At 70.3% G+C, this 14,005-nt stretch carries 16 protein-coding genes; 3 read left to right on the plus strand and 13 right to left on the minus strand.

Annotated features, from left to right (window positions below):
• On the minus strand, positions 1-927 hold the full coding sequence (locus HNR73_RS14420; protein WP_184787957.1) for a carbohydrate ABC transporter permease: 927 nt from the start codon (positions 925-927) through the stop codon (positions 1-3).
• Position 928: 1 nt separating this feature from the next.
• The gene (locus tag HNR73_RS14425; protein WP_184787958.1) at positions 929-2,197 is read right to left on the minus strand and encodes a sugar ABC transporter substrate-binding protein; all 1,269 of its coding nucleotides are present in this window, start codon (positions 2,195-2,197) and stop codon (positions 929-931) included.
• A gap of 225 nt (positions 2,198-2,422) precedes the next feature.
• Between HNR73_RS14425 and HNR73_RS14430 the strand changes: the two genes are divergently transcribed.
• On the plus strand, positions 2,423-3,241 hold the full coding sequence (locus HNR73_RS14430; protein WP_184787959.1) for a hypothetical protein: 819 nt from the start codon (positions 2,423-2,425) through the stop codon (positions 3,239-3,241).
• Between the two features lie 70 nt (positions 3,242-3,311).
• Here the strand turns inward: HNR73_RS14430 and HNR73_RS14435 are convergent, their stop codons facing one another.
• Genes HNR73_RS14435 through HNR73_RS14445 form a run of 3 tightly spaced genes read right to left on the minus strand, consistent with a single transcriptional unit; the run spans position 3,312 to position 6,235 of the window.
• Entirely contained in the window at positions 3,312-4,187 is an 876-nt protein-coding gene (locus HNR73_RS14435) for a DUF5926 family protein (RefSeq protein WP_184787960.1), read from the minus strand.
• A 31-nt stretch (positions 4,188-4,218) separates the two neighbouring features.
• Entirely contained in the window at positions 4,219-5,673 is a 1,455-nt protein-coding gene (locus HNR73_RS14440) for a nitrilase-related carbon-nitrogen hydrolase (RefSeq protein ID WP_184787961.1), read from the minus strand.
• Positions 5,657-6,235: a TetR/AcrR family transcriptional regulator gene (locus HNR73_RS14445; protein ID WP_184787962.1), complete on the minus strand. Its 579-nt coding sequence runs from the start codon at positions 6,233-6,235 to the stop codon at positions 5,657-5,659. Before HNR73_RS14445 ends, HNR73_RS14440 begins: the two co-directional genes overlap by 17 nt.
• A 77-nt stretch (positions 6,236-6,312) precedes the next feature.
• Here HNR73_RS14445 and HNR73_RS14450 point away from each other — a divergent pair, with 77 nt between their 5' ends.
• Complete coding sequence (locus tag HNR73_RS14450; protein ID WP_184787963.1) at positions 6,313-6,975, plus strand: RraA family protein; 663 nt, start codon at positions 6,313-6,315, stop codon at positions 6,973-6,975.
• Between the two features lie 30 nt (positions 6,976-7,005).
• Here HNR73_RS14450 and HNR73_RS14455 read toward each other — a convergent pair whose 3' ends face one another.
• From HNR73_RS14455 to HNR73_RS14490, 8 genes are all read right to left on the minus strand, one after another.
• Positions 7,006-7,206, minus strand: a complete 201-nt coding sequence (locus HNR73_RS14455) for a hypothetical protein (RefSeq protein WP_184787964.1) — start codon at positions 7,204-7,206, stop codon at positions 7,006-7,008.
• Between the two features lie 89 nt (positions 7,207-7,295).
• Positions 7,296-7,895, minus strand: a complete 600-nt coding sequence (locus tag HNR73_RS14460) for a TetR/AcrR family transcriptional regulator (RefSeq protein ID WP_203685750.1) — start codon at positions 7,893-7,895, stop codon at positions 7,296-7,298.
• 12 nt (positions 7,896-7,907) lie between these two features.
• A complete protein-coding gene (locus tag HNR73_RS14465) occupies positions 7,908-8,264 on the minus strand; it encodes an SRPBCC family protein (protein WP_184787966.1) in 357 nt (118 codons plus the stop codon).
• Between the two features lie 23 nt (positions 8,265-8,287).
• Positions 8,288-9,148, minus strand: a complete 861-nt coding sequence (locus tag HNR73_RS14470) for a hypothetical protein (protein WP_184787967.1) — start codon at positions 9,146-9,148, stop codon at positions 8,288-8,290.
• Between the two features lie 108 nt (positions 9,149-9,256).
• Positions 9,257-10,279 carry an LCP family protein gene (locus HNR73_RS14475; RefSeq protein WP_184787968.1) on the minus strand — a complete coding sequence of 341 codons (1,023 nt, stop codon included), beginning with the start codon at positions 10,277-10,279 and terminating at the stop codon, positions 9,257-9,259.
• A 106-nt stretch (positions 10,280-10,385) separates the two neighbouring features.
• A complete protein-coding gene (locus HNR73_RS14480; RefSeq protein WP_184787969.1) occupies positions 10,386-11,546 on the minus strand; it encodes an LCP family protein in 1,161 nt (386 codons plus the stop codon).
• Positions 11,547-11,585: 39 nt separating this feature from the next.
• Positions 11,586-12,530 (minus strand): UDP-glucuronic acid decarboxylase family protein, encoded by a 945-nt coding sequence (locus HNR73_RS14485; RefSeq protein ID WP_184787970.1) that lies wholly within the window; start codon positions 12,528-12,530, stop codon positions 11,586-11,588.
• A gap of 115 nt (positions 12,531-12,645) precedes the next feature.
• The gene (locus tag HNR73_RS14490) at positions 12,646-13,449 is read right to left on the minus strand and encodes a nucleotidyltransferase domain-containing protein (protein WP_184787971.1); all 804 of its coding nucleotides are present in this window, start codon (positions 13,447-13,449) and stop codon (positions 12,646-12,648) included.
• Positions 13,450-13,531: 82 nt separating this feature from the next.
• On the opposite strand from HNR73_RS14490, the gene HNR73_RS14495 reads away from it, so the two are divergent.
• Entirely contained in the window at positions 13,532-13,873 is a 342-nt protein-coding gene (locus HNR73_RS14495) for a YrdB family protein (RefSeq protein WP_184787972.1), read from the plus strand.
• Positions 13,874-14,005 lie beyond the last annotated feature (132 nt).

Genomic DNA, 14,005 nt, shown 5'->3' on the forward strand with positions numbered 1-14,005 from the left:
TCACTGGTCCTTCCGTTTGAGGAGCCGGAACCACAGCAGCGAGAGCGCGACGATCGCGACGAACAGCACGTAGCTCATCGCCGAGGCGTAGCCGTAGTTGCCGAAGCCGAACTGCTTGAAGACGTGGAAGGACACCGACAGGGTCGAGTTCAGCGGCCCGCCCTGCGTCATCACGTAGGACTCCTCGAAGAACTGGAGATAGGAGATCGTGGTGATGACCGCGACGAACAGCATCGTCGGCCGCAGCATCGGCAGCGTCACGTGGCGGAACTGCTGCCGGCGGCTCGCGCCGTCGAGCCGCGCGGCCTCGTAGAGGTTCGCCGGGATGGCCTGGAGCCCGGCCAGGAAGATGACCATCTGGAAGCCGAGATTGCGCCAGGCGGCCATGACCACCAGCGAGGGCAGGCTGAGGTTCTCATCGTCGAGCCAGTTCGGGCCGTCGACGCCGACCAGGCCCAGCAGGCCGTTGACGAGGCCGGTGTCGGGCTGGAGCAGGAAGCGCCAGACCACCGAGACCGCGACGATGCTGGTGACGACGGGGAGGTAGTAACCGACCCGGAAGACGGTCTTGAACCTCGTCAGGCCCGAGTTGAGGCCGAGCGCGACCGCCAGGCCCGCCGCCATCGTCAGCGGCACCCCGACCAGCACGAAGAACGCGGTGTTCCCCGAAGCCTTGAGGAACAGGGGATCGCCGAAGACCTTGGCGTACTGGTCGAGGCCGACGAAGTTCACGCCGAGCGGGTCGCGGACGTCGGCGCTGCGCATGTCGGTGAAGCTCATGGCCAGCGAGATCAGCACCGGCCCGGCCATGAACACGGCGAACAGGATGGTGAACGGTGAGACGAAGCCCCACCCGGTCACCGCCCGGCGGAGGCGCGCGGCACGCCGCCCCCGCCGGAGCGCCGCGTCCTGCGGACGCGCGGTCATGTCAGCCACCCGTGCCGATCGAGGTGGCCTGCTCCTGGGCGGACTTCGCCATTTCCGCGGCTGTCATGTCCGTCTTGACCAGCTGTTCCATCAGGTCGTCGAAGCCCGCCGCGATCTGGTCCCAGGTCGCGATGGTGGGCGGCGACTTCGCGTCGTTGAGCTGTGTGCCGAAGGCGGCGAGCATGGGATCGGCCTTGAGCGCCGGGTCCTCCCACGCCGACTTCACCGCGGGCAGGTCGCCGATGGTCTGGAACCACGTGGCCTGCACGTCGGGACGCGACAGGTAGGACACGAACTTCCAGGCGCCGTCCCGGTTCTTCGCGTCCTTGAAGACCGCGAGATCACCACCGCCCACAAAGGACGTTCCCGACACCTTCGTCGGCATGTTCCAGACCTCGTACTTCCCCTCGAAGCCCTGTTCCTTCAGGATTCCGATGTGCCAGGGACCGGAGATGAACGAGCCGATCTTTCCCTTGACGAAGTCGGGTTCCAGCGCGCCCTGGGGCAGGTCGGCCGGCGAGAGCTTCTCGGTGAAGAAGGACTTGTAGTACTCCAGGGCCGCCGTCGCCTCGGGGGTGTCGAAGGCGAAGGAGCCGTCATCCCGCTGGATCGCGCCGCCGTTCTGCCACACGAAGGGCAGCACCGACTGCCACGAGCCGGTCTTGCCGGGCTGGAGGGAGACGCCCCAGTCGGCGCCGCCCTTGTCCTGCATGGCGGTGATCGCCGCCTTCAGTTCCTCCCAGGAAGACGGGGGCGTGTCCACCCCCGCCTTCCGGGCGACGTCCGAGTTGACGTAGAAGAGCCGGGTTTCCACGTACCAGGGGACGCCGTAGGAGGTGCCGTTGACGACGGTGGTGTCCCACGCGCCGGGGTAGAAGTCGGCGGGCTTGATGAGGTTCTCGGGGGTCGGGTCGAGGCCGCCGGTGCGGGCGAACTCGCCCATCCAGGTGGTCCCGATGAGGGCGACGTCGGGGGTCTCGCCGCCGGCGATCGCGGTGGAGATCTTGTCGTGGGCGCCGTCCCACGGGATCGGCGTGACCTTGACGGTCGCGCCGGGGTTGTCCTTGGTGAAGCCGTCGACCAGTGCGGAGAGCTTCTCGCCCTCGGCGCCCATGGCCCAGATGTTGATCTCGCCGGTGGCCGGTCCGTCACTGACGGCCGTGCCGGGGCCTTCGTCCTGCGCGCCTTCGGCGTCGCGCCCGCAGGCGGCGACGGCGAGCAACGCGGTGGCCAGCCCGAGCGCGGCGACCGGCCGTGTCCAGCCTCTCATTCGAGGCACCTCCAAGAGATGTGACAAACGCCTGGCGCCGGGGGGTCGAGGGGGATCGGCGACGGCGAATGTATGTAAGCGCTTCGTTTCAGGGATGTTAGTGACGCGCGTCTCGGCGGTCAAGGGTTGTCGACGGTCACAGTTCGGTCACGGTGACCTTGGGTTGGCTTGCTACGCAAGGAAACCGGAGGTCACCGCGGGTGCGGGGCCGGTACCGTACGCCGCATGTGCGTCTCATCCCTGCCCGCGCGGCTCAGTGACACGATCGTCTACCTCGGCCGGACGTCGCATCCCGCGCACGGCGACATCGAGGTGCTCGGGTACCAGAACACCGCCGCCAGCGAGGCCGACGGGCCCAACGCGATGCTGCTGCACCTTCCGGCGGGCGCGCGCATGACGAGCGGGAACTTCATCAATGTCGGCCGCGTCGCCGACCCCCTCGCCGACATGGCCGCGGCGGTGGCGGGTCCCATCGCCACAGCGAGGGGCGGGATCGACTGGATGAGCGCGGAGGAGACCGTCGAGGTCTTCGAGCACGACGTCTACACCGTCGTGCTGGCCGGTGATCCCGCGCTGATCCCGGCGGCCTTGGAGCGGGTTCCGGTCGAGCGGCGACCGGTGATCACAGGCGAGCTGCTGGACTTCTACGCCCGGACCTTCCCCGGGTACACGATCGCGCTGTGCTGCTTCGACAACGCCGACGCGCTGCGGGCGCGGCCGCTCATGCTCTGGTACGAACCGGCCGATCCCGGCGAGTTGCGCATGCCCGGACTGGACTGCCACAGCGGAGGAGTGCCCGTGCCGGGGATGCGCGTCGAACGCGACCACCTGCTGCTCTTCGGCGGGGACGAGGCGCCGGAGGAGACGACCTCGCCGGTGACCTACCGGCCGGGGATGCGGCACAGGCTGCGGCGGTTCCTGCCCGGGCGGGTGCACGGGATCCGCGTCAACGAGGTGGAGACGCCGGAACTGTTCGCGAACGGGGACTTCGTCCTGCCGCTGGACGACCTGCGGGCCGGGCGGTTCCGGGTGCGGGTGGGGTGAGGGGCGGGCCGCCCCGCGAAAAGGCCGGGACCCCAGGGGATCCCGGCCTCAACGAGTCACGAACCACCGGCTACCGCAGTGTCAGCTGACGCCCGATCAGCCCGTCCCGCGCACGCCGCTGCGCGGCGTCGAGCGGCTCCTCCGATGCCAGCGCCTCGGCGTACCGCTTCGCGAAGCCGGCCACCGGCTCCTCGCAGTCCTCGGCCTCGACGCCCAGCGGGAGGTCCCACACGGGCACGAGCACGCCGTGCGCGCGGAACATGCCCGCGAACTTCGTGTCGATGCCCAGGCGCAGGCCGCCGTCGGCGGACAGTCTGGCCAGCGCGGCCAGGGCCTTCGGCTCGGTGTCGGGCAGCACGATCCGCAGGTGACAGCGGTCGGTCACGTCGCACCAGTACGCACCGGGCATCGCCGCGACCTTCTTGGTCGGGTAGATCGACGCGTCGGCGCGCTCCAGGCTCGCCTTGACCTGCGGGTCCTCGGTGGCGTCGGCGTCCACCCAGAACTCGAAGGTGTCGTGCAGCGTGAAGTCGATCGGCTCGTCGACCAGCATGTCCTGCAGTCGCGGCCCCTCACCGGGCAGCGCCGGGACGGCGACGGTCTGACCCGGTTCGGTCTCCAGCGCGGCGATCAGCGAGGCCGCGATGTCGCGGCTGACGTCGCCGGACTGGAACTGCCGCTGGAGCGCCACGAGCACGCGCCCGTCGGGTTTGGTCATCGCCGGCCAGGCCAGCGGCAGGACCGTGGCGAGGGTGACCTCGCGCCCGGCGTACCGCGACGCGAACGGCTCGGCCAGCTTCAGCGGTGCGGTGGCGGCCGGGACGAGCTCGCGCAGCGCGACCCACTCCACCTCGTCGGGCAGGCCCTCGAAAGGACGCGCCACATAGATGTCCTTCACCCGCTGCTTGGGTTCACGGGTCTTCTGCTTGCGTCGCTGCTTGCTCACGGCGACCAAGCCTAGGCGAGGGCGTGACGGCTCATGCACCCGACCGCCCCCGCCGTCCCCACAACACCAGCGCGAACGCCCCCGCGGCGAGGCCGGCGCAGCCCCACGGGAACCAGTCGCCGGTCCGCGTGTAGAAGGTCGCGCCCGGCCCGGCGGGGACTTCGGCGACCACCGTGACGAAGTCGTGGGTCTTGTCGGCGTCGGCCTCGGCGAGGATCCGCCCGTAGGCGTCGGTCAGCATGAGGGTGCCCAGCTTCGACGACCAGGCCAGCGACATCCCGTGCTCCATCGCCCGCAGGACCCCGGCGACGGCGTGCTGGCGTCCGTTGACGACCTGGTCCTGCGCCGGCAGCAGCCACATCCGCGCGCCCGCCTCGGCGTAGGACGCGGCCGGGTCGGGGAAGTTCACGTCACGGCAGACGCCGAGGGCGAGGGTGCCGCCGCCCGGGACGAACGCGAGCTCACCGCCCCGGCTGAGCTTGCTGCCGTCGGTGTTGGCGTTCCACATCCGGTACACCGACGGCGTACCGCTCGCGGGGATCGCGATCGCCGTGTTCCATTTCGTGCCGCCCCGGTCGGGACCGCCGTCCTCGAAGAGGATCAGCCCGGCGACGATGTCGACGCCGTGCTCGGCCGCGACCGTCCCCAGTGGACCGGTGAGCTCGCCGAGGGTGTCGTCGAAGGCGCTGAAGGCGCCTTCGGGGAGGACGACGAGGTCCACTTCCGCCGGGAGCGCGGCGATCTGGGCTGCGTAGGCGGCGACGGCCTCCGCGCCCTCGGGGAGCGCGACGTCGGGCGCCCAGGCGGCGTTGTCGCGCACGAGGAGGGCGACGTTCCGGCTCTCACCGGGGTCGGCGCTCATCCGTGCGATGCCGAAGCCAAGGGCGAGGACGAGGACCGCGCCGGTCACGACGGCCGCCCGGATCCGCCGGGACCGAGGGATTCCGTGGCTCACGGCGGCGGCGATCCCGGCCGGGACGAACAGGACCAGGAACTCCACGCCCCAGCCCCCGGTCACCGACGCGAGCTGGAGCGTCGCGGGCAGGTCGGTCTGGGTGGTCATGAGCTGGCCGATGACGCCGACCGGGCTCACCTTGCCGATCAGGAAGCTCGCCCCGGTCCACAACGCCGGTGCGGCGAGGGATGCGAGCACGACCCGGCCCGGTACGGCCAGCGCGCGAAAGAGCCACACCGACAGCGCGAACAGCAGCGCGCAGCCGACGAGGATGCCCAGCGCGATGGGCAGTGGAACGTCGTAGGAGTCGAGGTAGTACGCCCAGGTGTTGGACGACCCGAGGAACCAGGCCAGGCCCGCGACCGGCACCGCGACGGGTGTGCCGACGCGCGTCGCCAGCCACAGCACGGGAAGCGGCGCGACCCAGGTCAGGATCGAGACCGGCCGGAAGCCGGTGCCGACGTAGAACAGCGCGGTCGAGGCGGCCAGCGCGATTAACGGCGGCCACAGTTTCTCAAGCCTTGATGCCATCGAAGATCCTCCATCCGGTGCGGCGGCACAGTTCGCGGAAGTCCGGCTCGGGCAGGCCGATGCGGCCGCCGAGGTAGAGCTGCACGAGTCCCTGCGTCGAGGACGTGAACGACAGCGCGACCTCAAGGGGGTCGTCCTCGCGCAGTACGCCGTCGCGCATGCCCTCCTCGACGGCGGCGACCACGTGCCGGTAGATCGGTGAGCCCTCGTGCCCGAAGTCCTGCGGGAAGCGCCGGGCCCGCTCGCGCCGGTCGGTGAGCAGGAAGGCGTAGAGGTGGGGACGGCCGAGGGCGAAGTCCAGGAAGTCGTCGAGGAGCCCGTTGAAGCGCGAGGTGAAGTCGTCACCGCCGCGCCTGCCCCAGGCCGCGCCCACCTCGGCGAAGGCGGCGTCGGCGACCGAGCGCAGCAGCGCCAGGCGGTCGGGATAGTGCTTGTAGATCGCCATCGGGGTGATGCCCGCGTCGGTGGCGACCCGGCGCATCGAGACGGCGCCTTCACCCTCGTCGACGAGGATCGCCAGGGCCGCGGCGGCGATGCGCGCGGCGGTCGGCTGCTCGGTCATGGTCTACACCGTACACCACGGTGGTATACGGCGTAGACCGATGGCGCCCGGCTCCGGCGCGAGAGATCATGACGAGCATGAGCCTCACTCCGGAGATCGCCGCCCGCCTCGCCGAACTCGACACCACCGCCGTCACCGACGCCGACAAGTCCGTCCGCGTCCTCTCGCCGCGGACCGCCTTGCGCTCGGCCAACGGCGCCATGCTCGGCACGGCCTTCACCGTGCGCTGCGAAGGCGACCACTTCGGCATCGTGCGGGCCCTGGAGCAGGCCGCCGCCGGCGACGTCCTGGTGATCGAGGGCGGCCGCCACCCCCTCGCCTACGCCGGGGAGATCTTCGCCAAGGCCGCGATGGCCAAGGGACTCGCCGGGATCGTGCTCGACGGCGGCTACCGCGACCTCGCCTACGTCAAGGACTGCCCGCTGCCGATCTACTCGACCTACGTCTACCCCAAGACCGGCACCACCCGGCTCCTCGGTGAGATCGGCGCGACCGTGACCGTCGGCGGCGTCGCCGTCTCACCCGGCGAGATCCTGCTCGCCGACGACAACGGCGTCCTCGTGCTCGAACCGGACACGCTCGACGGGATCATCGCCCGCGCCGAACAGATTCACGCCGCCGAGGCGAAGGTCCTGGCCAAGATCGAGGCGGGCGCCGGGATCGGCGAGGTGATCAACTCGGCCGAACACGCGGCCAGGCTGACGGCGGGGGAGGAGACGGCGCTGCGGTTCACGGTCTAGGCGAGGAAGCCGCGCGGCCCACCCGCGCGGCTAGCAGCAGCCGCCGTCGACCCAAGGCCCTTTGGACCCGTTGGTGCAGACCTTGCGCACCAGCCGGACGCCGCCCCTGGGGCACGAGCTGTTGGCCGAGTACTTGCACACCTGCTCGGTGAAGCACACGACCGCGTGCGCGCGGGCCGTGGGAACGAGCCGTGCGAGCAGCCGCTCGCCGATACCGCCGAGAACCTTCATGTCCGTTCCGATCTGTCGATCCGGGATGGTGACGCGGTCAGTGTGCCGCCGTCCCGAGCGGAATTCCTTGAGTCGACCTTGAGCGGATCTCACGCGGCGAGCCCCGCGACCAGCACGCCGACCACCTTGCGCGCGTCGTAATCGGGATCCTCCGCGCCGATGCAGAGGTTCCCGACCCCGCGCAGCACCTCCAGCGCGGTCGGTCCGGCGCGGACCTCGCCCGCGTCGGCCGCCGCGTCGAGCAGGGCCGCGCAGACCGGCACCAGCCGGTCGAGGAAATGCGCGTGCAGCGCCTCGAACTGGGCGCCGTCGGAACGCAGGGCGGCGGCGAGCCCGTGCTTGGTGACCAGGAAGTCGACGAAGAGGTCGATCCACCGCCCGAGCGCGGCGTGCGGGGTCGGTCCCTCCGCCAGGAAGCGCGGCCCCGCCTCGGCGCAGGCCTCGATCTGGTGCCGGTACACCGCCACGATGAGGTCGGCGCGCGTCGGGAAGTGCCGGTAGATCGTCGCCGTGCCCACACCGGCCTCGGCCGCGATCGCCCGGATCGGCGCCTCGACGCCCGAGGCGACGAAGACCTTCGCGGCGGCGTCGAGCAGCGCCGCCTGGTTGCGGCGGGCGTCGGCGCGCCTGGGCCTGTCGCTCATCGCGCTCCCTCGGTCTCGAAACGGGACGTCGGCCCGTTCGCCCATTCTGGCAGAACCCTACTGCCCGTACGACAGTCGCAGCCGCTCGTTGACCAGCACGTTCATCCGGAATCGCAGGTGCCCGAGGCGGCTCGCCGTTGGCTCCTCGCCCTCCGACAGCAGCGTCCATCGCAGCACGCTTCCACCGCCGTCGGGGGTGATGTCGAAGCGCACGCGGTCGTCCGGCCGGTCCGGCCACAGTGAGGACCACACGAGCAGCCGCGGCTCCTCGGCCTCCAGCACGCGCGGGGGCACCTCGTCGGTGAGCAGCTCCAGCCACGGACGCGCCGCCGGGTCGCCGGGGTCCGTGAGGGACCTCCAGACGACCGGCGGCGGAGCGGGCTGCCGGCGGGCGCGCGAGCCCAGTGTTTTCACGGGCGCGATGCTACGCCCGCGACTCAGGTCAGTTCGACGACCGCGTGCATGCCCTGCGCGGTGTGGTATTCGCCCGTCTCGTGGTCGTGGGCCCAGCTGACGAGGGCGTAGCGGCCCGGCGCGAGGTCCAGATCGACGACCTGCGTCAGCCCGGGGGACAGCACGACCATTCCGCTCGGGCCGCCGGTGAACGGGTACGGCCGGCTCATGTCGGCGAACCAGGCCGCGACGTCCGCACCGTCGAGTCCGTCCCGCAGCGGCATGAGGATCGCCTCGTTGAGCTGCGTGGACACGTTCGTGACCCGCAGCGGTGCGCCCGCCGCGATCCGTTCGGGCGCCAGGAAACCGGTGCCTTCGGCGGTCGGGTACATGACGACGTGCGAGCGTGCCGAGGGCATCGCCGTGCTCCAGCGGCCCGACACGCGCAGTTCGCGGACCGTCGAGGCGAGTCCCGGTCGGCCGACCTCCTTGTAGTCGATGAGGTGGTAGGTCCCGGGGGCGAGGTACTGCGAGGTGCTCGCGGTCTGTCCATTGAGGACGGCCACGCCACCGTACGCGGTGACGTCCCGTTCGACCTCGCGGCTCGCCTCGCCCGAACCCGGTCCGCCCGCGAAGGCGATCGTCAGGTCGTCGAGGTACTCGCCGAGGGTGACGCCGGATCGCAGGCGCACCAGGCCGATCCATGCGCCCTCGGGGTCTGATGTGGACACGTTGAGGGTCACCGCTCCAGGTGCGGCCGACGCGGGGGCGGTGAAGCCCGCGGTGGTCACCGTGACGTCGACAGTGGACGGTGGGGCGGCCTGCGCGGGAGCCGCGACGGCGATGGTGACAGCGGCGGCGGCGGCGGCGGCCAGGACCAGGATGTGGGCGCGTGTTCTCGTCATGGCCGGAAAGCTATGTGCGCCAAGGGGTCGGGGACATCGGTCCGCGGAGGACACCTGCCCCCTAGGGGCCGCAACCCGGGCCGTACGGGCGGCTACCCCACCGGTCGATCACTTCGGGGCCTTACCGGTGTTGATGTACTCCGGGTTGGCCGGCGCCCACGCGTCCATCTCGTCGGCGGCGATCGCGTCCCACAGGCCCTGCGCGTCCGGTTCGATCAGGTTGATCACCGACTGGTCGCCGACCGTGCCGACATCGGACGGCACGCGCACCATCGTCATCGACTCCGGCGAGATCCCGCGCAGCGCGTAGGCCAGGTCGACCGGGTCGATGCCGTTGGTGTCGACGGTCAGCGACTGCCCGACGGCCGCCAGCAGGTCACCGACCTTCGTCACGTCGGTGACATAGCCCTGCGCGATGGCCTCCCTGAGCAGGTTCTTGATGAACTGCTGCTGCATGCGCTGGCGGGCGTAGTCGCCGTCGGCGTACTGGTAGCGCTGCCGCACGATGTCCAGCGCGTCGTCCTTGCCGTAGCGGGCGCAGCCCTTCTCGAAGGTCTTGCCCGTGTGGATCGAGGTGATCGTCTTCTCCAGGCACAGCTCGACCGTCCCGATCACGCCGACGACGTTGGCGAAGCCCTCGAAGTCGACGATCGCGCCCCCGTCGAAGGTCAGGCCGGTCAGCCCGTGCACAGCCTCCGACAGCGACTTGAAGGAGGCGCCCCGGTCGGTCCCGCCGCAGGTGTAGGAGGCGTTGATCTTGCTGTAGTACACGTTGCCGTTGCAGTCGATCTCCAGCCACGTGTCGCGCGGGATCGACACCAGGAAGGCCCTGTCCATGCCTTCGGGGATGTGCAGGACGATGATCGTGTCGGCCAGGCCGGGCTTCGTCGAGTTCACGCGCTGGTCGGAGCCGACGAGCAGGTAGTTGAGCGGCCCGTGCAGGTCGACCTCGTGTTCGGAGCGGGCGCCCTCACCGAGCAGGTCGTCCTGCCCGACGGCCTCGTTCACCTTGTCCTGGGCGACCTTCCCGGCCACGAAGGCGCCGCCGCCGGCGACCATGAGGATCGCGCCGAAGACGACCATGATCTTCGCCCACAGCGGGGATCGCCGTTTACGCTGCCGCCGCTCCATGCCAGCCGCCCATCGCCCGGACGGCGCGCGCCGCCCCTATAGGGAAGACGCGCGAACGGGGCCGGTCAGTTGCGTGACCGGCCCCGTTCGTTTCAGTCACGTCGGTTCATTTAACCGCGTCGGGGTTGGCGGCGACCCAGTCCGCCATGGAATCGAGGCGCATTTTCATGTACAGGTCACCGGCCAGGGCGTCGTCCGACACCACGATCGACTCGCCGCTCGGCGACTGGCCGGTGCCGGTGTTCGGGCTGGTCAGGAACACGAGGTTCTCCGCGCCGAGGCCGCGGAACTGGATGGCCACGTCGAGCAGGCTGAAGTTCTCGTCGACGGTGACGGCCTTGATGACGGTCTGGAGGAAGGCGTCGAGCTTGCCCGGGTCGGTCATCACGCCGGCGCTGGTCGCCTGGTTCATGATGGCCTTGATCAGCTTCTGCTGGTTCTTCATCCGGTCGAAGTCGCCCTTGGGCAGCTGGTAACGCTGCCGGACGTAGTCGAGGGCCTCGGCGCCGTTGAAGTGGTTCATGCCCTTCTCGAAGGTCCGATAGGGCTTGTGGATCGACTCGATCGTGTCGTCGACCTTCATGTCCACGCCGCCGAGGGCGTCGACGACGTCCTTGAGCCCGGCGAAGTCGATCTCCACGAAGTGGTCGATGCGGACGTTGGTGTAGTTCTCCACGGTCGAGATCAGCAGCGGGACACCGCCCCACGCGAAAGCCGCGTTGATCTTGGCGTCCTCGCCGCCGTTGCCCTGCGCGTCGGTCGGGACCGAAACGTAGAGGTCGCGCGGGATCGAGACGATGTACGCCTTCGAGTGGTCCGAGGGGATGTGCAGCATCATGATCGTGTCCGTGCGGGCGTTGCCGCCGCCGGTCGGGTTGTCCGGGTCGCGCGAGTCGCTGCCGACCACGAGCACGTTCATGTCGCCGTCGACCTCGTCGACGGGCCGGTCGCCGACGAGCGCGGCGAAGGCGTCGACGCGGCTCATGTCGTCGTTGAGACCGTTGGCGTAGGAGTAGATGCCGATCCCGGCCGCCGCGGCGGCCAGGGAGAGCACGAGCCCGGCGACGAGCGCGATGCGTCCCCAGCGCGGCTTGACGCCGCCGCCCTTGCGCGGCGGGCGCTGGCCGCCCCTGCCGTAGGCGGTGCCGCGGGTCGGGGGCGGTGGGGGACCGCCGACCTGTCCGCTCCGGTACGTCCCGGAGGCACGGCCGGAAGAGGGCACACGGGCGGATCCTCGTGGTCCGCGCAGCCTTGGGTCGTCGCTCATGGAATCCAGATTACGGTCCGATCACAACAGTCCCGGGATCTAGGCACGCGAAATGGCCGAAATGTCGGATCGGAAATAGTCGATCGTCGCCTGTAGACCGTCCTCCAAGGTGACCAAGGGCTCATATCCCAGGCGCTGCCGAATCAGGGACAAATCAGGACGACGCTGGCGCGGGTCGTCGGCGGGCCTCGGCACGTACTTCACCGTCGAGGTGCCCCCGGCCAGGCGAATGATCGTCTCGGCCAGCTCGGTCATGGTGATCTCGTAGGAGGTCCCGCAGTTCATCGGGCCGGACTCGCCGGAGTCGAGGAGGAGCAGGATCCCGCGGACGAGGTCGTCGATGAAACAGAGGGAGCGCGTCTGGGCGCCGTCGCCGGTGACGGTCAGGGGCTCACCGCGTAGCGCCTGCGTGATGAACGTCGGCACGGCCCGGCCGTCGTCGGCGCGCATGCGCGGGCCATAGGCGTTGAAGATGCGCACGACGCCGACGTCGACGCCGTGGTGTCGCTGGTAGGCGAAGGCGGCGGCCTCGGAGAAGCGCTTGGCCTCGTCGTAGACGCTGCGGACACCGGTCGGGTTGACGTTGCCCCAGTAGGTCTCGGGCTGGGGGTGGACGTGCGGGTCGCCGTAGACCTCGGAGGTCGAGGCCAGCAGGAAGCGGGCGCCGTCGGCCTTGGCGCGGTCGAGGGCGTGGAAGGTACCGAGGGAGTCGACGCGCAGGATCTCGATCGGGATGCGCTCGAAGTCGACCGGGCTGGCCGGGCACGCGAAGTGCAGGACGGCGTCGAAGCGGCCTTCGGCGGGGATCCCGTCGGAGACGTCGGCCTCGACGAAGGTGAACCGCGCGTGCGAGGGCAGGTTCTCCTTGCGGCCGGTGACGAGATTGTCGACGGCGACCACCTCGTCGCCCCGGTCGAGGAGGGCCCGCACGAGGTGGGAGCCGATGAACCCGGCCCCGCCGGTGAGCAGGACGCGCTTGGTCATGGCCTTCACCTTTCGCAACGCGACACCTCCGCCGCGGAAGCCTGGGCGTCGAGGGGGGTTCAGCCTACGTTAAACCGCCGTTCCCCGGGGATTACCGCTGTCGTCGGCTTCCACGCTAGCCGAACTCCACTCCGAAATGGTCCCGCAGCCGGCGCAGCGTCGCCTCCTCCAAGCGGTCGGGCCACGCCGCTTTCGTGTTCTCGGCCAGGGCCCGCCCACGCCGGATGAACTCGGCGCAGATGACCCGGTTGGCGGCGACGATGTCGGCCGGGTCGGTGCCGGCCGCCGGGATCGACTCCAGGAACGCGCGCTGCTCGGTGGACAGATAAGTGTTCAGTCGCTTCAGCCCGCCGGTTCGCCGCACACCCCGTTCGGCGCGCATGAGCTTCACGAGCTGGTCGCGGACGGCGACGATCCCGCTGTTGCCGACGACGCGCTCGTCGCGGCCGAGGACGGTGACGAGGTTGCCGAGGAAGTAGAAGAACAGGTTCACCGCGGGCAGCGGGAAGTAGGGCTCCCCGTGCTCGGCGGCGGGCCTGCGGGCGGGCGGCAGGAGGTCGCCGGTCCGGTCGAAGAGGGGGAGGACGGCCTCGTAGTCGGCCGGCTCGTACTCCGACAGCGGGTGGGCGATGAGGTCGACGTGCAGCCAGTCCTCGGTGATGCCGAGCCCGCCGATGAGGCCGGGGATCGGGTCGGCGAGCACGAGCGGCCCGGCGAGGTCTTCGAGGACGCGGGCGAAGTCGGCGCGGAAGGAGTCGGCGGCGTCGTCGGCGATGACGACGTGGACGTCGACGTCGGAGTAGGCGTCGTCCTCGCCGCTGGCGTGCGAGCCGATGAGGAAGACGCCGAGGACGCGCTCGTCCTTGGGCAGTTCGGTGCGGGCACGGTCGATGACCGCTAGCTGGGCGTGGTGGGTCACGGGGTGGAGGTTAGCGGGTCGGGTCATCGTGCGCTATCGTTCAAGTTCTGAATGATTTAGTTCATGAACGAAATGAGTCGTGATGACAACCGTGAAGAACCTCAACGGCGGACTGTTCTTTCTGCTGGAGCTCGCCACCTACGCCGTCGCCGCCTGGTGGGGTTTCGCGACCTTCGCCGCCTGGCCGCTCAAACTCCTCGCCGGACTGGGCGCGCCGGCGCTACTGATCACCATCTGGGTCCTGTTCGGCGCGCCGAATGCCACCCACCACCTCGACGGTCCTGCGCGCGCGGTGCTGCTCGCCCTGTGGTTCGGCAGCGCCGTGGCGGGACTCGTGGCCCTCGGCAGGCCGGGCCTGGCCCTGGGATTCGCGTCCGTGGCGGTCCTGGTCTCGGCGGGGGACCTCGCCTGGAGCGGGACGTGAGCGCCCAAAGTCGCCCCAAGGAGGGGACGCGGCCGCTGCGCGATGCTCGGGTGTCCACCCCCGCCCGGCCTCGTCTCCCAGCCCCCGGAAGCCGTCGCCGACTACGCCGCCGAACTCAGGGTCGGCGTCGCG

The organism is Phytomonospora endophytica, from assembly GCF_014202425.1.
In the GTDB taxonomy this organism is placed as follows: Bacteria; Actinomycetota; Actinomycetes; order Mycobacteriales; family Micromonosporaceae; genus Phytomonospora; species Phytomonospora endophytica.